The organism is Thermobifida sp., assembly GCF_017577275.1.
Lineage (GTDB): Bacteria > Actinomycetota > Actinomycetes > Streptosporangiales > Streptosporangiaceae > Thermobifida > Thermobifida fusca.
In genome coordinates this window covers 39,360-55,430 of the sequence record NZ_PITY01000023.1, presented here as the reverse complement: position 1 = coordinate 55,430, position 16,071 = coordinate 39,360, and the positions used below count along the sequence as shown (strand labels likewise).

General features: G+C 66.8%; 18 protein-coding genes. 17 read left to right on the top strand and 1 reads right to left on the bottom strand.

Annotation, left to right across the window (positions count from 1 at the left end; genetic code table 11):
• The first annotated feature begins 48 nt into the window (after positions 1-48).
• The 17 genes from rho to CW348_RS11280 all read left to right on the top strand — a co-directional run bounded on the left by rho (position 49) and on the right by CW348_RS11280 (position 15,378).
• Positions 49-1,983, top strand: a complete 1,935-nt coding sequence (gene rho, locus CW348_RS11360) for a transcription termination factor Rho (RefSeq protein ID WP_016189128.1) — start codon at positions 49-51, stop codon at positions 1,981-1,983.
• A 243-nt stretch (positions 1,984-2,226) separates the two neighbouring features.
• The gene (gene rpmE / locus CW348_RS11355) at positions 2,227-2,436 is read left to right on the top strand and encodes a 50S ribosomal protein L31 (RefSeq protein WP_011292843.1); all 210 of its coding nucleotides are present in this window, start codon (positions 2,227-2,229) and stop codon (positions 2,434-2,436) included.
• Positions 2,437-2,523: 87 nt separating this feature from the next.
• Positions 2,524-3,591 (top strand): peptide chain release factor 1, encoded by a 1,068-nt coding sequence (gene prfA, locus CW348_RS11350; RefSeq protein WP_011292842.1) that lies wholly within the window; start codon positions 2,524-2,526, stop codon positions 3,589-3,591.
• The gene (gene prmC / locus CW348_RS11345) at positions 3,588-4,445 is read left to right on the top strand and encodes a peptide chain release factor N(5)-glutamine methyltransferase (protein ID WP_011292841.1); all 858 of its coding nucleotides are present in this window, start codon (positions 3,588-3,590) and stop codon (positions 4,443-4,445) included. The genes prfA and prmC overlap by 4 nt, the downstream gene beginning before the upstream one ends.
• A 41-nt stretch (positions 4,446-4,486) precedes the next feature.
• On the top strand, positions 4,487-5,266 hold the full coding sequence (locus CW348_RS11340; protein WP_104613015.1) for an L-threonylcarbamoyladenylate synthase: 780 nt from the start codon (positions 4,487-4,489) through the stop codon (positions 5,264-5,266).
• A 134-nt stretch (positions 5,267-5,400) separates the two neighbouring features.
• Complete coding sequence (locus tag CW348_RS11335; RefSeq protein WP_011292839.1) at positions 5,401-6,564, top strand: MraY family glycosyltransferase; 1,164 nt, start codon at positions 5,401-5,403, stop codon at positions 6,562-6,564.
• 226 nt (positions 6,565-6,790) lie between these two features.
• The gene (locus tag CW348_RS11330) at positions 6,791-7,234 is read left to right on the top strand and encodes a hypothetical protein (RefSeq protein WP_011292838.1); all 444 of its coding nucleotides are present in this window, start codon (positions 6,791-6,793) and stop codon (positions 7,232-7,234) included.
• Between the two features lie 84 nt (positions 7,235-7,318).
• Positions 7,319-7,552, top strand: coding sequence for an AtpZ/AtpI family protein (locus CW348_RS11325; RefSeq protein ID WP_011292837.1), 234 nt, complete (start codon positions 7,319-7,321; stop codon positions 7,550-7,552).
• 132 nt (positions 7,553-7,684) lie between these two features.
• Positions 7,685-8,542, top strand: coding sequence for a F0F1 ATP synthase subunit A (atpB, locus tag CW348_RS11320; protein WP_011292836.1), 858 nt, complete (start codon positions 7,685-7,687; stop codon positions 8,540-8,542).
• Positions 8,543-8,652: 110 nt separating this feature from the next.
• Positions 8,653-8,859, top strand: coding sequence for an ATP synthase F0 subunit C (atpE, locus tag CW348_RS11315; protein WP_011292835.1), 207 nt, complete (start codon positions 8,653-8,655; stop codon positions 8,857-8,859).
• Between the two features lie 49 nt (positions 8,860-8,908).
• Positions 8,909-9,448: a F0F1 ATP synthase subunit B gene (locus tag CW348_RS11310; RefSeq protein WP_011292834.1), complete on the top strand. Its 540-nt coding sequence runs from the start codon at positions 8,909-8,911 to the stop codon at positions 9,446-9,448.
• Positions 9,448-10,257 carry a F0F1 ATP synthase subunit delta gene (locus CW348_RS11305; protein WP_011292833.1) on the top strand — a complete coding sequence of 270 codons (810 nt, stop codon included), beginning with the start codon at positions 9,448-9,450 and terminating at the stop codon, positions 10,255-10,257. Before CW348_RS11310 ends, CW348_RS11305 begins: the two co-directional genes overlap by 1 nt.
• Before the next feature lie 72 nt (positions 10,258-10,329).
• Entirely contained in the window at positions 10,330-11,973 is a 1,644-nt protein-coding gene (atpA, locus tag CW348_RS11300; protein WP_278459718.1) for a F0F1 ATP synthase subunit alpha, read from the top strand.
• A 3-nt stretch (positions 11,974-11,976) separates the two neighbouring features.
• Complete coding sequence (locus CW348_RS11295; RefSeq protein WP_011292831.1) at positions 11,977-12,891, top strand: F0F1 ATP synthase subunit gamma; 915 nt, start codon at positions 11,977-11,979, stop codon at positions 12,889-12,891.
• Positions 12,892-12,896: 5 nt separating this feature from the next.
• Positions 12,897-14,339, top strand: coding sequence for a F0F1 ATP synthase subunit beta (gene atpD / locus CW348_RS11290; protein WP_011292830.1), 1,443 nt, complete (start codon positions 12,897-12,899; stop codon positions 14,337-14,339).
• A 72-nt stretch (positions 14,340-14,411) separates the two neighbouring features.
• A complete protein-coding gene (locus CW348_RS11285; protein WP_016189120.1) occupies positions 14,412-14,819 on the top strand; it encodes a F0F1 ATP synthase subunit epsilon in 408 nt (135 codons plus the stop codon).
• A gap of 64 nt (positions 14,820-14,883) precedes the next feature.
• The gene (locus CW348_RS11280; RefSeq protein ID WP_011292828.1) at positions 14,884-15,378 is read left to right on the top strand and encodes a DUF2550 domain-containing protein; all 495 of its coding nucleotides are present in this window, start codon (positions 14,884-14,886) and stop codon (positions 15,376-15,378) included.
• Positions 15,379-15,434: 56 nt separating this feature from the next.
• Here CW348_RS11280 and CW348_RS11275 read toward each other — a convergent pair whose 3' ends face one another.
• Positions 15,435-16,031 (bottom strand): cob(I)yrinic acid a,c-diamide adenosyltransferase, encoded by a 597-nt coding sequence (locus CW348_RS11275; protein WP_104613036.1) that lies wholly within the window; start codon positions 16,029-16,031, stop codon positions 15,435-15,437.
• Between the last annotated feature and the right edge of the window lie 40 nt (positions 16,032-16,071).

The window sequence follows — 16,071 nt, the reverse complement described above, 5'->3', positions numbered from 1 at the left end:
ATCACTTCGTCATGACGGCACCAGCCCGCTCCTTGGGAAGGACCCTTAGTGAGCGACACCACCGAACTCCACCAGGACGCGGCGGTCGGTACGCAGGACACGACCTCGTCCAAAGTGGACGTCGGCGACGCCGCGCCCCCTGCTGGCAAGAGCGCGTCAACGCGGTCCCGTAGCCGCTCCGGAGGTACCGGGCTGGCCGCGCTGAAGCTCACGGAGCTGCAGCGTCTGGCGTCCGACCTCGGAATCACGGGCACCGGCCGGATGCGCAAGAGCGAGATCATCGCTGCGATCGAAGCCAAGCAGGGTGGGCCGGTCAGCGCGCCCGAGACCACAACGGCGAAGACCGCCGAAACCGCGAGCACCACAGCCGCGAAAAAGAAGGAGTCCGCCGCCACGACTGAGGCTCCCGCCACCGAACCGGCGGCAGAAAAGGCGGACAAGACCACCGAGAAAACTGCAACAGAGTCGGCTGAAAAGCCGGAACGGACCCGTCGCCGTTCCCGCCGCCGCAGCGGTGAAGAAACCGCGGAGACCCCGGCGGCCGAGAGCAGCGACACCACTGAGAGCGCCAAGGAGGACGCCACGGCGTCGGCTCCCGCAGAAACTGAGAAGACCACAACCGCACAGCCCGCCCAGAACGGCCAGAACGGCACCAGGGAGCGGCGCCGTCGCAGCCGTAACCGCGACGGAGGCAGCGACCAGCAGGCCTCCCAGCAGCAGAACGGCACCAAGAGCGACAGCGACGACGAGGAGTACAGCGGAGGGTCCCGCCGCCGGGGACGCCGCCGTGACCGCCGTGACCGCCGCAACCGGGAGCGTGCTGACCAAGAGCCGGTGATCAGCGAGGACGACGTCCTCCTGCCGGTCGCGGGCATCCTGGACATCCTCGACAACTACGCGTTCGTGCGGACCACCGGCTACCTGCCCGGTCCCAACGACGTCTACGTTTCGCTGGCCCAGGTCCGCAAGTACGGCCTGCGCAAGGGTGACGCCATCACCGGAGCGGTGCGCCAGCCGCGCGAAGGCGAGCGTCGGGAGAAGTTCAACGCGCTGGTCCGGCTGGACAGCGTGAACGGCATGCCGCCCGAGCGGGCGCGCAACCGGCCCGAGTTCTCCAAGCTGGTCCCGCTGTACCCGCAGGAGCGGCTGCGCCTCGAAACCGAGCCGCACATCCTCACCACGCGGATCATCGACCTCATCTCGCCCATCGGCAAGGGGCAGCGCGGCCTCATCGTCTCCCCGCCCAAGGCGGGTAAGACGACGGTGCTGCAGGCGATCGCCAACGCGATCACCCAGAACAACCCCGAGTGCCACCTCATGGTCGTCCTCGTCGACGAGCGGCCTGAGGAGGTCACCGACATGCAGCGCACGGTCAAGGGCGAGGTCATCCACTCGACCTTCGACCGTCCCGCCGAAGACCACACGACCGTTGCCGAGCTCGCTATCGAACGGGCGAAGCGTCTGGTCGAAATGGGACTGGACGTCGTGGTGCTGCTCGACTCCATCACCCGGCTGGGACGCGCCTACAACCTCTCCGCACCGGCGAGCGGGCGCATCCTGTCCGGTGGTGTCGACTCCACCGCGCTCTACCCGCCGAAGCGGTTCTTCGGCGCCGCCCGCAACATCGAGAACGGCGGCTCCTTGACGATCCTGGCTACCGCGCTGGTCGAGACCGGTTCGCGGATGGACGAGGTGATCTTCGAGGAGTTCAAGGGCACCGGCAACATGGAGCTCAAGCTCAGCCGGAGCCTCGCCGACAAGCGGCTCTTCCCCGCGGTGGACATCGAAGCGTCCAGCACGCGCAAGGAGGAGATCCTGCTGTCGCCCGAGGAGCTCAACATCATCTGGAAGCTCCGCCGGGTGCTGCACGCCCTGGACACGCAGCAGGCGTTGGAACTGGTCCTGAGTAAACTCAAGAAGACCAAGAGCAACGCTGAATTCCTGTTGCAGGTCCAGAAGACCACGATCGGGCCGAACGACTAGCGTTCCGCCGGTGCAGGCCTGCACCGGCGGAACGGGTGAGTCCGAGCATCGTTCGGCGGTGACGTGTGCTCATCGTCCTGCCCGTCGACTATGCACGGGAATACGATCCGGACGACCACGGTTCCACGGTCTGGCAGACTGGTACGACGACCGCCGCGGTACCGGTTCGCGCACGCATGCCTCAGCAGTGAAACGGTGACGGCTGCGTGCGTCCGGCGACCGCCACTAGCGAGGAGAACCACCATGAAACCCGGTATTCACCCCGATTACCACGTCACGCAGGTGACCTGCACGTGCGGCAACAGCTTTGTCACCCGGAGCACAGCGCCCAATGGAGTGATCCGGGCTGAGATCTGCTCCTCCTGCCACCCCTTCTACACGGGGAAGCAGAAGATCCTGGACACCGGCGGTCGGGTCGCCCGCTTCGAGAAGCGTTTCGGGAAGCGCAAGTAGCGTCCGTGGCGGTGCGTCCCGTGTCCCGGGGCGCACCACCGCAGCGACTGCCAGTCCGATCCGACCCTTGTGGGGGATGGAAAAGAAGTGAAGCTGGACGACCTACTCGGCGAGTACTACGAGCTGGAGCAGCAGCTCGCCGACCCAGCAGTGCACGCCGACCAGGCTCAGGCACGCACCCTGGCCAAGCGCTACTCCCAGCTCACCCCCATCGTCGCCACCTACCGGGAACTGAACCGGGTCGAAAGCGACATCGAGACCGCCCAGGAGCTGGCCGCCGAGGACCCGAGCTTCGCTGACGAGGCGAAGCAGCTTGCCGCCCAGCGCGAAGAACTGGTTCAACGGCTCCGCACCCTGCTCATCCCCCGCGACCCCAACGACGACAAAGACGTCATCCTGGAGGTCAAGGCGGGAGAGGGCGGTGAGGAGTCCGCGCTGTTCGCCAGCGACCTGGTGCGGATGTACCTGCGGTACGCCGAGCGTCAGGGCTGGAAGACCGAGATCATCAGCGCCACCCACTCCGACCTGGGCGGCTACAAGGACATCACCATCGCGATCAAGAACCGCGGCACGGTGGAACCCGGGCAAGGCGTGTGGCACCGGCTCAAGTTCGAAGGCGGAGTCCACCGCGTCCAGCGGGTCCCCGTCACCGAGTCGCAAGGACGGATCCACACCTCGGCCGTTGGCGTGCTGGTGCTGCCCGAGGCTGAAGAGATCGAGGTGGAGATCAACGAGAGCGATCTGCGCATCGATGTCTACCGTTCCTCGGGCCCCGGCGGGCAGAGCGTGAACACCACCGACTCCGCGGTGCGGATCACCCACCTGCCCACGGGGATCGTGGTGTCCTGCCAGAACGAGAAGAGCCAGTTGCAGAACAAAGAGCAGGCGCTTCGGGTGCTGCGGGCCCGCCTGCTGGCCGAAGCGCAGGCCGCGGCCGAAGCAGAGGCCGCCGCGGAACGGCGCAGCCAGGTCCGCACCGTGGACCGCTCCGAGCGGGTGCGCACCTACAACTTCCCGGAGAACCGCATCTCCGACCACCGGGTGGGCTACAAGGCGTACAACCTCGACCAGGTGCTCGACGGGGAGTTGGACGGCGTGATCCAGGCGCTCGTCGACGCCGACACCAAGGAGCGGTTGGAGGCCGCTCAGCAGTGAACCTCCTGCTCGACGAGGTCGCGCGGGCGACGCTTCGGCTCGCGGAAGCCGGGGTTGCCTCGCCCCGGGCGGACGCCGAGGAACTCGCGGCGTTCGTGCACGGCGTCCGTCGAGGAGAGTTGCACACGGTCGCGGACAGCGACTTCGACGCCCGCTACTGGGAGTGTGTAGCCCGCAGGGCGGCACGGGAACCCTTGCAGCACATCACCGGCCGCGCCTACTTCCGCTATCTCGAGTTGGAAGTAGGCCCCGGCGTTTTCATCCCCCGTCCCGAGACCGAGATGATGGTCTCCTGGGCGATCGACACCCTGCGGGCCATGGACGTCGCCGATCCCCTGGTCGTGGACCTGGGCACCGGGTCGGGCGCGATCGCGATCTCCATCGCCCAAGAGGTGCCCCGCTCCCGAGTCCACGCGGTGGAAGTGGACGCGACAGCGCTGTCCTGGGCGAAACGCAACATCGCCCGCAGCGGACTGGGGGAGCGGATCACCGCCCACCACGCCGATATGCGCACCTGCCTGCCCGAATACCACGGCCGGGTGGACCTGGTCATCACCAACCCCCCGTATGTGCCGCTGGACAGCGCCGACGAGATCCCCCCGGAAGTCCGCGACTACGATCCCGCCATCGCGCTGTGGGCAGGCCCGGACGGGCTCGACATGATCCGCCAGTTGGAAGCGGTCGGCCGCCGCCTGCTGCGCCCCGGCGGATACATCGCTATCGAGCACGGCGACGGACAGGGCATCGACATCCCGCCGCTGTTCCCTGAAGAACTCGGCTGGTGCGAGGTGCGCAACCGGAAAGACCTCGCCCACCGGGACCGGTTCGTGGTCGCTCGCCGTGCCGTGGACTGAGTCAACCGCATCGACAACCCTGGACAGACTGAGGTGAGGGTGTGAGCCGCAGGTACAACTGCGCGGACGACGAACAGCGCAAGGCCGGGATCGCGGATGCGGCCTCCACAGTGCGTCGGGGGGAACTGGTTGTCCTGCCCACCGACACCGTGTACGGGGTGGGCGCAGACGCGTTCAACCCGGCGGCCGTGACCGCGCTCCGCAACGCCAAGCAGCGCGGCCGGGAGCATCCCCCGGCAGTCCTGGTCGGCACGGTCCGCGCAGCGCAGGCGCTCATCGACGACCTCGGCAAATACGGCCAAGACCTGATCGAGGAGTTCTGGCCGGGCCCGCTCACACTCGTGTGCGCGGCCACCCCCAGCCTGTCGTGGGACCTGGGGGACACCAAGGGAACCGTGGCGGTCCGCATGCCCATGCACCCGGTGGCGCTGGAACTCCTCAAAGAGGTCGGCCCCATGGCTGTGAGCGGTGCGAACGTCACCGGCAAGCCGGCAGCGACCACGGTCGAGGAAGCCGAAACGCAGTTCGGCGATGCGGTCAGTGTCTACCTCGACGCCGGCCCCTGCACCAGCACCCCGCCGTCCACGATCGTCGACCTCACCTACGCGGTCCCGCGCGTCCTCCGCTCCGGAGCGATCACTCTCGAGCAGCTGCGTTCCGTGTGCGGCACAGTCATCGCTGAACTGAAGCGCCCCGAACGGGAGCCCAAGACCTCGAACCGCGAAACCCCCCGCACCGCGGAACCGGAGGCGACCAGCGCCTCAGACGAGGGAGACAGCGGGATTCCCCCGGCACAGAAGGACGACTCGGACGCGCCCTGACCGAAGGGACGGGGCCATGCCGAACAGCAGTCCGCGCTGCGGCCGGTCGATGCTAGCGTCAATGTCACCCCTCACAGAACACGTGCCGTGCCGCTGGGAGGGCACGGCCGGTCCACGGAAGGCCCCGCAACGCCGTGCGTGAGTACGCGCTCACCTTCGTTATCGCTGTGGCGGTCACCCACCTGCTGACCCCACTCGTCCGCAGTGCCGCAATCGCTTTCGGAGCAGTCCCGCCGATCCGCGACCGGGACGTGCACACCGAGCCCATTCCGCGCATGGGCGGTCTCGCCATGTACGGCGGTTTCGCTGCCGCACTGCTGATCTCAGCGCAACTGCCCCACCTGCGTGAAGTGTTCTTCGACCAGACGTGGTGGCGCGGCCTGCTGGTGGCGGGCGCGTTGATCGTCGTGATCGGAATCATCGACGACCGGTGGGGGATGGCCCCGGTGCCGAAACTCGCCGGCCAGATCGTGGCCGCGGGCATCCTCGTCTCCCAAGGGGTCCAGCTGCTGTGGCTGCCGTTGCCCGGGACCACGCTGGTCCTCGGACCGGAGCTGGGCACCCTCCTGTCCGTGCTGCTGATCGTGGTCACGATCAACGCGATCAACTTCGCTGACGGCCTCGACGGCTTGGCCTCGGGCATTGTCGCGATCGCGGCCGCGGCCTTCTTCACCTACTACTACGTGGTCGCGGTCGACCAGGGGTTCGACCGCCAGTCCTATCCCGCCATGATCGCGATCATCCTGGTGGGGGTCTGCACGGGGTTCCTCATCCACAACTTCAACCCCGCGCGCGTGTTCATGGGCGACACCGGGTCGATGCTGATCGGCCTGCTGCTGGCGTCAATCACCATCACTGTGACCGGCGAATTCCAGGCCAACGCGGTCGTCCACTTCGACTCCAGCGGCCTCGTGTCCTTCCTGCCGATCCTGCTGCCGCTGCTGGCCCTCGCCCTTCCCCTGGCCGACCTGGTGCTCGCGGTGGTGCGGCGCACCCTGGCCGGCAAGTCTCCGTTCGCCCCGGACAAGAAGCACCTGCACCACCGGTTGCTGGAGCTCGGCCACTCGCATGCCCGCGCCGTGCTGCTGATGTACCTGTGGGCGGCGATCATCTCGTTTGCCGCCGTATCGCTGTCGATCTTCGACGCCCCCGCGATTGTCCTGAGCGTTACCACATTGGTAGCAATTTGTGCGGTGGGGCTCATCACACTGCCGCGGCTGCGTCGGCGGGCTCTGCTGCGCGCCAAAACCCGCCTTGCGACCGCCACGGACGGCAGCAACTCCGCCGAAAAAAAGTGACGCACTGCACTTGACCAGCGGGGCGTCCGGTAAGGGGCCGTGAACCGGGATTGAACCCTGGAGGAAAGGGCTGGGAGAAGGAGCCCGGTTTTCGAGAGCAGAGTGTCGTGTCGCGAGTGTTTCCGGCAACGGCGGGCGGCATCTCAAGGTGCCCATGGAAAAGCGTGGTGAAACCTTGTGATAGCTTTCACGAGCAAGCACCCACAGCCAACACCGGAGTTCACGCATGCTGGAACACGACGCCAAGGTTCTCCGCGGCGCCGCGATTCCCACCCTGGTGGTCGGAGGCGGCAGCACCGCTGCCTTCCTCGTGTTCTCAGGCACGGTTGGTGTGCTCGGCGCACTCTGTGCGCTGCTACTGGTCCTTGCCTTCTTCGGGGTTTCGGGATGGGCGGTGGCCCGGCTCAGCCGCCGCGACCCGAACCTGTTCATGCCGGCCACTCTGGGCGCCTTCCTGATCAAGGCGCTGATCCTGGCGGCGGCACTCCTGGCGCTGCGCACCATCGACCCTGCCTGGATCGATACCACCGCCTTCGCCGTGACTTCGCTGCTGTGCGTGATCGCCTGGCTGGGTGGTCACGTCCGGGTGCTGGCCACATCCAAGACCTTGCACGTCGATCCGGAGCCGAGCGTCGCCTCCGGCCTGGAGTCCCGGCATGAGAGCACGTGATGCGTGTGGCACGGCACGGATCCCAGTACTCGCCCCCTGTTGTGCGGATGACCACGACAACCTGCTATGTTCCGGAGCGACGGGATGAGCGAGCCGCGGAAACCGGACGAAAGCTCCCCGGAACCCTCCGAGACCTCGGTCGACGGAGTCACCATCGTCTCCCTGCTCATATCCGGCATGGTCGTGTGGGGCGGGGCGGGGTGGCTGCTGGACCGATTAACGGATCACGATGCGCTCTTCCTGCCCATCGGTATCCTGCTCGGCCTGGGGCTGGCGTTGTACATGGTTTTCGTCAGGCTTCACGCTCGTTCCAAATAACGATCCACTCCACCGGGTTCACCCTCCGTTCACGGAACCGACCGCAACGGGCGGAAGAACCCGTGCTGACCGCCATTACCGGTCCGCTCAAGACTGAACAGAACCTCTTGATTCACGACGGAAGGGTTCGCCGTGAGTGCTGACACGCTCAACCTCGCTGCCGAGGGCGGTGGTGGTCTGTTCACGCCGGGAGGACCCGGCTTTGAGGCCCCCTCCGTCGGGATCTTCTTTCCCTCCCCCTGGTCCTGGGGCGACTACAGCGAGGCGCTTCCCTACACGAGCGGCATCACCAAGTACGCGGTGCTGCTCGTCGTCGCCACGGCCCTAGTGGCGTTCTTCCTGTGGTGGACCACGCGCAAGCTGGCCATCGTCCCCAGCCGGAAGCAGAGCATCTTCGAGATCGTCGTCCTCTTCATCCGGGACCAGATCTCGCGGCCCATGATCGGAGTGAAGGGCGACCGGTACCTGCCGCTGCTGGTCTCCCTCTTCCTGTTCATCTTCGCGATGAACATCATGGGGCTCATTCCCTTCCTGCAGTTGCCGGTCACCAGTAACCTGTCCTACCCGGTCGGCCTTGCCGCGGTCGTCTACATCACCTTCATCGCAGTGGGTATCCGCACCCACGGCTTCGGCCGCTACTTCAAGAGCGCCGTGGTCCCCTCAGGAGCGCCGGCGTGGATCCTTCCGTTGCTGGTACCCATTGAGATCCTCTCGAACTTCATCATCCGCCCCGCGACGCACGCCATCCGACTGTTTGCGACGATGTTCGCCGGTCACCTCCTGCTGGCGACGTTCGCCGCGGGCGGCTGGTACATGTTCAACCCGTCGGCAGGACCGCTCTACGGCACGATCTCGGTGCTGTTCTCGGGATCGGCGCTGCTCGCGTTCATCATCTTCACCGCTTTCGAGCTGGTGATCATGTTCCTGCAGGCCTTTGTGTTCACCCTGCTGGCCGCCCTCTACATCGGCCAGGCTCAGGAAGCGCACTAGGACCGGTGGGAGCGGTCCGGATCCCTGACTCGACAGTTTTCGTGCCTCCGCCCGGAGGACACGACAACCCATCTGGCCCTGTGGTCACGATCCTCAACAAGGAGAAAAAAATGGAAGGCAGCCTGAACGTCATCGGTTACGGCATCAGCGTCATCGGTGCCGGTATCGGTGTGGGTATCGTCTTCGGTCTGGGCATGCAGGCCATCGCCCGCCAGCCCGAGGCCCGTGGTCCGCTGCAGACCAACATTTACATCGGCTTCGCCCTGATCGAGGCGCTCGCCCTGCTGGGCTTCGTTCTCGCTTTCGCCCTTGGCTAAAGCGAACCGGCGAAGGAAGTAGGCAACCAAGCGTGAAGGGGCGCTGACCATGTTGGGCCTGGCCGCCGAAGAGAACGTTCTACGCATTCACATCGACGAACTCGTCTTCGGCCTCATCGCCTTCGCCGTGATCTTCGCACTGGTGTACCGCTACGCGGTGCCGCGGGTCACGAAGATGCTCGACGAGCGCGCCGACGCCATTGAAGGCGGCATCGAACGGGCGAAGAAGGCAGAGGCGGAAGCCGAGGAGCTGCGTCAGCAGTTCCAGGAGAAGCTGGAGGAAGCACACCGGTCCTACGCGGCCGAGCTGCAGAAGGCCAGCGAGCAGAGCGCCGCCATCATCGCTGAGGCGCGCGAGGAGGCCCAGGCCGAGGCGCGACGCATCATCGAGGCGGCTCACGCTCAGATCGAGGCCGACCGGCAGCAGGCCATGGCGCAGTTGCGGGCCGAGATCGGGGCGCTCTCCGCGGACCTGGCAGCTCGGATCGTCGGAGAAACCCTCTCTGACCCCGCCGCGCAGAGCCGGGTCATCGACCGGTTCCTCGCTGAACTGGAAAGCGGGGCTAATCAGCAGGCAGAGGTGCGTTGATGCAAGGTGTCAGCCGTACCTCTTTGACTGAGGTGATCCGGCGCCTCGACGACATCCTGCCGTCCGCCAACACAGCCACGTTGGGCCACGAGCTCTTCGAGGTCGTGGCCCTGCTGGACCAGGAGCACTCCCTGCGCCGCTGGCTGGCGGACCCCGCCGGCTCCCCGGACAGCAAGTCCGAGCTGGTCAACAGCCTTCTCGAGACGAAGGTGTCCCCGGCAACCCTCCTCGTGGTCAGCGACGTCGTCCGGGCGCAGTGGTCCCGGCCGCGCGACCTGGTCGACGCGGTCGAACAGGCCGCTGTACTGGCGACGGTCGCTGAGCACGCCAGCGCCCGCGAACTCGAGGGCGTCGAGGACGAGCTGTTCCGGTTTGGCCGGATCGTCGCGGGTCAGCCCGAACTCCGCGCCGCGCTGACCACGGACGGCGCCTCTATCGAGCACAAGCGCACCCTGGTGGAGAACCTGCTCTCGGGCAAGGTCAGCACAGCGACGCTGACCTTGGTCACCGAGGCTGTCACCCGGCCTCGAGGACGTACCCTGGAACAGGGTCTCGAGCATTTCAGTCAGCTGGTGGCCGAGCGGGCCAAGCACTACATCGCCGTGGTACGGGCCGCGGTTCCGCTGAGCGAAGCACAGCAGTCTCGACTGCAGGCCGCGCTCACCCGAATCTATGGGCGGGACATCCACCTGAACATCGAGATCACGCCGGAGATCGTGGGTGGACTCTCCATCCGCGTGGGCGACGAGGTCATCGACGGCACCATCGCGGGGCGTATCGCCGAAGTTCGGCGACGCCTGGCCGGCTGACGCGACGACGCACGAACGCAAGACGCACGGCGCCGCACCTGCGGCGCCAACGAGAGCAAGGACATACGTGAGATGGCGGAGCTGACGATCCGACCGGAGGAGATCCGGGACGCGCTGCAGCGCTTCGTCCAGTCGTACGAGCCTGACGCCGCCGCACGCGAGGAGATCGGAACCGTCACCTACTCCGGTGACGGCATCGCCCGCGTCAGTGGCCTTCCCTCTGCGATGGCGAACGAGCTGCTGGAGTTCGAGGACGGCACCCAGGGCATTGCGCAGAACCTGGAGATCGGCGAGATCGGTGTCGTCGTCCTCGGTGACTTCACCAACATCGCAGAAGGCCAGACAGTGCGGCGGACCGGACAGGTCTTGTCCGTCCCGGTAGGCGACGCCTACCTGGGCCGAGTAGTCGACCCCCTGGGCCGGCCGATCGACGGCAAGGGCGAAATCGAGACGACCGAGCGTCGCGAGCTCGAACTCCAGGCTGCCACGGTCATGCAGCGCAAGCCGGTTCACGAGCCGCTGCAGACCGGTATCAAGGCGATCGACGCCCTGACCCCGATCGGTCGCGGCCAGCGCCAGTTGATCATTGGTGACCGGCAGACCGGAAAGACCGCGGTCTGCATCGACACGATCATCAACCAGAAGGCCAACTGGGAGTCGGGCGACCCCAACAAGCAGGTGCGCTGCATCTACGTCGCGGTGGGCCAGAAGGGCTCCACCATCGCCGGTGTGCGCGCCGCGCTGGAAGAGGCCGGAGCGATGGAGTACACCACCATCGTGGCCTCGCCCGCCTCCGACCCCGCGGGCTTCAAGTACATCGCGCCCTACACCGGCTCGGCCATCGGCCAGCACTGGATGTACCAGGGCAAGCACGTCCTCATCGTCTTCGACGACCTGACCAAGCAGGCCGAGGCCTACCGCGCGGTCTCGCTGCTGCTGCGCCGCCCGCCGGGCCGTGAGGCCTACCCCGGTGACGTCTTCTACCTGCACTCGCGGCTGCTGGAGCGCTGCGCGAAGCTCTCCGACGAGATGGGCGCCGGCTCGCTGACGGGTCTGCCGATCATCGAGACCAAGGCCAACGACGTGTCGGCCTACATTCCGACCAACGTCATCTCCATTACCGACGGTCAGGTCTTCCTGGAGTCCGACCTGTTCAACCAGGGACAGCGGCCGGCGATCAACGTCGGTATCTCGGTGTCCCGTGTCGGTGGCGCCGCGCAGACCAAGGCCATGAAGAAGGTGGTCGGCTCCCTGCGCGTGGGTCTGGCCCAGTACCGCGACCTGGAGGCGTTCGCCGCCTTCGGTTCGGACCTGGACGCGGCCTCCAAGGCGCAGCTGGAGCGGGGTGCCCGCCTCATGGAGCTGCTCAAGCAGGGCCAGTACTCCCCCTTCCCGATGGAGGAGGAGGTCGTCTCCATCTGGGCTGGTACCACCGGGCACTTGGACGACGTTCCGGTCGAGGACATCCGGCGCTTCGAGTCGGAGTTCCTCACCTACCTGCGCCGTGAGCACAGCAAGATCCTCGACGTTATCCGGGAGACGGAGGACTTCGGGGACGACACCGCTGAGGCGCTCACTGACGCGATCAAGGAGTTCAAGAAGACCTTCCAGACCAGCGACGGCACCATCCTCGGCACCGAGGCGCCTGCCGAGGCGCTGGACGAGTCCGAGGTCGGCCAGGAGACCATCAAGGTCGCTAAGACCAGCGGGAAGTAGCCCATGGGTGCACAGCTTCGTGTCTATCGCCGGAGGATCCGCTCGACGAAGTCGATGGCGAAGATCACCCGTGCGATGGAACTGATCGCCGCAACGCGCATTACCAAGGCGCAGCGTGCGGCCGAGGCGGCTGCCCCCTACGCACGGGAGATCACCAGGGCGGTGTCCGCGGTGGCCGCTCGGGTCAGCGACCACCCGCTGCTGACCGAGGCGGAGAACCCCACTCGGGCCGCCGTCCTGGTCATCACCAGTGACAAGGGCCTTGCTGGCGCCTACACGGCCAACGCCATCAAGGAAGCCGAACGCCTCACTGCGCTCCTCAACGAGCAGGGCAAAGAGGTGCTCACCTACATGGTGGGGCGCAAGGGCATCGGCTTCTACAAGTTCCGCGAGCGTCCCCTGGCGGACTCCTGGGAGGGCTTCACTGAGCGCCCCTCCTACATGCACGCCATGGAGATCTCCTCGGCCCTGATGGAGAAGTTCATCCAGGAGACCGCGGAGGGCGGCGTCGACGAGATCCACATCGTGTCGACCGAGTTCATCTCCATGATCAACCAGCGGGCCCGGGCTTCCCGGATCCTGCCGCTGGAGGTGGAAGAGGTCGACTCCAAGGTGCTCGAAGCCGAGCAGGGGCCGCTGCCCCTCTACGAGTTCGAGCCTGGGGCTGAGGAAGTGCTGGACCAGCTGCTTCCGAAGTACGTGACCAACCGGATCTACTTCGCCCTCCTCGAGTCGGCCGCATCCCAGCACGCGTCGCGCCGCGCCGCGATGAAGGCGGCCACCGACAACGCCGAGGAGCTTGTCAAGACCCTGACCCGCCAGGCCAACCAGGCCCGCCAGGCGGAGATCACCAACGAGATCAGCGAGATTGTCGGCGGCGCCGACGCACTTGCTGCTGCCAGCGCGGGGAGTGAGTAAGAGAAGTGACTGCGACTGCTGAAGGGACGGCCGCACCCACAACGGTGACCGGCCGCATCGCCCGGGTCATCGGCCCGGTCGTCGACGTGGAGTTTCCCGTCGGCTCCCTGCCTCCGATCTACAACGCTCTGAAGACCGAAGTCACCCTCGGCGGGGAGACCCGGACCATCACGCTCGAAGTCGCCCAGCACCTGGGAGACAACCTGGTCCGCGCCATCAGCCTCAACCCGCAGGACGGCCTGGTCCGCGGCGCTGAGGTGCGCGACACCGGTGCGCCGATCAGGGTTCCGGTGGGCGACGGCGTCAAAGGGCACGTGTTCAACGCCCTGGGTGAGCCGCAGGACATCCCGAAGTCGGAACTGCAGGTCAAGGAGTACTGGCCGATCCACCGGCCGGCCCCGGCCTTCGACCAGCTCGAGGCGAAGACCGAGATGCTGGTCACCGGTATCAAGGTCATCGACCTGCTCACCCCGTACGTGCGCGGCGGTAAGATCGGCCTCTTCGGTGGTGCGGGTGTCGGCAAGACGGTGCTCATCCAGGAGATGATCACCCGTATCGCCCGCAACTTCGGTGGTGTCTCCGTGTTCGCCGGGGTGGGCGAGCGTACCCGTGAGGGCACCGACCTCTTCCTGGAGATGCAGGAGATGGGCGTCCTCCCGGACACCGCCCTCGTCTTCGGGCAGATGGACGAGCCCCCGGGTACCCGTCTGCGGGTCGCGCTGTCCGCGCTGACCATGGCGGAGTACTTCCGCGACGTGCAGAAGCAGGACGTGCTTCTGTTCATCGACAACATCTTCCGCTTCACGCAGGCGGGTTCGGAGGTCTCCACCCTGCTGGGCCGTATGCCCTCGGCGGTGGGTTACCAGCCGAACCTCGCTGACGAGATGGGTCTGCTGCAGGAGCGGATTACCTCGACCCGCGGCCACTCGATTACCTCGATGCAGGCGATCTACGTGCCCGCGGACGACTACACCGACCCGGCTCCGGCGACTACCTTCGCCCACCTGGACGCGACGACCGAGCTCTCCCGCCCGATCTCGCAGAAGGGTATCTACCCGGCGGTGGACCCGCTGACCTCCACCTCCCGCATCCTCGACCCGCAGTACGTGGGCCAGGAGCACTACGAGGTGGCGCAGCGCGTCAAGGAGATCCTGCAGCGCAACCACGACCTGCAGGACCAGATCGCCATCCTCGGTATCGACGAGCTGTCCGAAGAGGACAAGATCATCGTCCACCGGGCGCGGCGGCTGGAGCGCTTCCTGTCGCAGAACATGTTCGTCGCTGAGAAGTTCACCGGTACCCCGGGCGTGTTCGTGCCGCTGGAGGAGACCATCGCCTCCTTCAAGGCAATCTGCGACGGTGAGTACGACCACCTCCCCGAGCAGGCGTTCCTGAACGTCGGCAACATCGAGATGGCCGTCGAGAAGGCGAAGAAGCTGCAGAGCTAGCGAGCACGGGGAGGAGCGGCGGACTGCTGCTCCTCCCCGGTGGAGCGGCCCTCGGGCTGAGGAGAGATGGCAGTGTCGAAGAAGCTCTTTGTTGAGCTCGTCACGCCCGAACGGGAACTGTGGGCGGGCGAGGGCGACATGGTGATCGCCAAGACGGTCGAAGGCGAGATCGGTATCCAGCCGGGGCACGTTCCAGTGCTGGCGCTGCTCGCGCCCGGGTCGGTCGTGCGGGTCCTGGGGGCCCGCGAGTCCGGTGAAGTACGTGCCGCGGTTCACGGCGGCTTCATGTCTGTGACGCTGAGCGACCGGGTCTCGATTCTCGCGGAGATCGCCGAGCTGGCCGAGGAGATCGACGTGGAGCGGGCCCGTGCCGCGCTGAAGAGCGCTGAGCGCGAGGCACTCGGCGACGCCGAGATGCGGGCGCGTGTCGCTCGGGCGCGGGGCCGGCTGCGGGCCGCCAAGGCTGAGGAGGCCGCCTAACCGGTCCAGCGGTGGCACCAGCGCGGACATGAGACGGGGCTTCCCGCGTATGCGGGGGTGACTCTTGGGGGAGCAGCTGAACATCGGAACGTGGTTCGACATCGCCGAATGGTCGTTCTTCTCGCTGCTCGCCCTCGCTCTGCTGGCGCTCGTCGCGATCATCGTGCGGCGGTACGCCCTGGAACGCGGTGGCGGAGCGGTGGAGTGCTATCTCCGTCCCGTGCACGGCCAACGCCGCCCGTGGCGGATCGGATGCGGCCGGTACGGGACTGACGAGCTGCGTTGGTATCGCATCTTCTCCCTGTGGCCGCGGCCGGCAGTCGAGCTGCCGCGCCGCGGTCTCGTCGTTCTGGGGCGTCGCACCCCGGAACGGGAGGAGCTGCGGGAACTGACCGACGACCTGGTGATCGTCGAAGTGGGCTGGACCGCCTCGGACGGCTCCGACCCCAAGGAGCCGGTCTATGAACTGGCGATGAGCGACGCCGCCCTGACGGGTTTCCTGTCCTGGTTGGAATCGTTGCCGCCGGGAGTCCTCTGGCGGGACAGCGACGACGAGTAAGCCGTGCTTGTTCGTGGCGGTGGCCGAGTTCGGCCACCGCCACGAACGTGCGGTGGTCAGCGGCGGTCGCCGCCCGGCCGCCACAGCACATCGTTGCCTTGGTTCACCACCCGGCACAGGATGAACAGCAGGTCGGAGAGCCGGTTGAGATAGGTGGCGGTCAGCGGGTTGACGGAGTCCCCGTGGGTTTCGATCGCCGACCACGCGGACCGTTCCGCGCGGCGGGTGACGACGCGGGCGGTGTGCAGCAGTGCCGCGGCGGGGGAACCGCCGGGGAGCACGAAACTGCGCAGCGCGGGGAGGTCCGCGTTGAACCGGTCGCAGTCCGCTTCCAACCGGGCCACATAGGAGGCATCCACCCGCAGCGGGGGGTGTTCCGGGTTGGGCACGACCGGGGTGGCGAGGTCCGCGCCCAGGTCGAACAGTTCGTTTTGGATGCGCATCAGCACCGTGCGCACCTCGTCGGGGACGTCCCCGAGCGCGAGCGCGACCCCGATCGCCGCGTTGGCTTCCTCCACATCGGCGTAGGCGACGAGCCGTGCGTCGGTTTTACGGACCCGGCTCCTGTCACCCAGCGCGGTGGTGCCGTCGTCACCGGTGCGGGTGTAGATCTTCGACAGCACTACCGGCGTGTCGATATCGCGTTCTTTCATGGACTCACCCTAGCCACCAGGCTTTCCGGCACGGCGGCGC

Coding starts and splice junctions, on each gene's coding strand:
- rpmE (WP_011292843.1), top strand. CDS start 2,227: ATGAAACCCGGTATTCACCCCGATTACCACGTCACGCAGGTGACCTGC.
- CW348_RS11330 (WP_011292838.1), top strand. CDS start 6,791: ATGCTGGAACACGACGCCAAGGTTCTCCGCGGCGCCGCGATTCCCACC.
- CW348_RS11325 (WP_011292837.1), top strand. CDS start 7,319: ATGAGCGAGCCGCGGAAACCGGACGAAAGCTCCCCGGAACCCTCCGAG.
- atpE (WP_011292835.1), top strand. CDS start 8,653: ATGGAAGGCAGCCTGAACGTCATCGGTTACGGCATCAGCGTCATCGGT.
- CW348_RS11310 (WP_011292834.1), top strand. CDS start 8,909: ATGTTGGGCCTGGCCGCCGAAGAGAACGTTCTACGCATTCACATCGAC.
- CW348_RS11305 (WP_011292833.1), top strand. CDS start 9,448: ATGCAAGGTGTCAGCCGTACCTCTTTGACTGAGGTGATCCGGCGCCTC.
- atpA (WP_278459718.1), top strand. CDS start 10,330: ATGGCGGAGCTGACGATCCGACCGGAGGAGATCCGGGACGCGCTGCAG.
- CW348_RS11295 (WP_011292831.1), top strand. CDS start 11,977: ATGGGTGCACAGCTTCGTGTCTATCGCCGGAGGATCCGCTCGACGAAG.
- CW348_RS11275 (WP_104613036.1), bottom strand. CDS start 16,031: ATGAAAGAACGCGATATCGACACGCCGGTAGTGCTGTCGAAGATCTAC.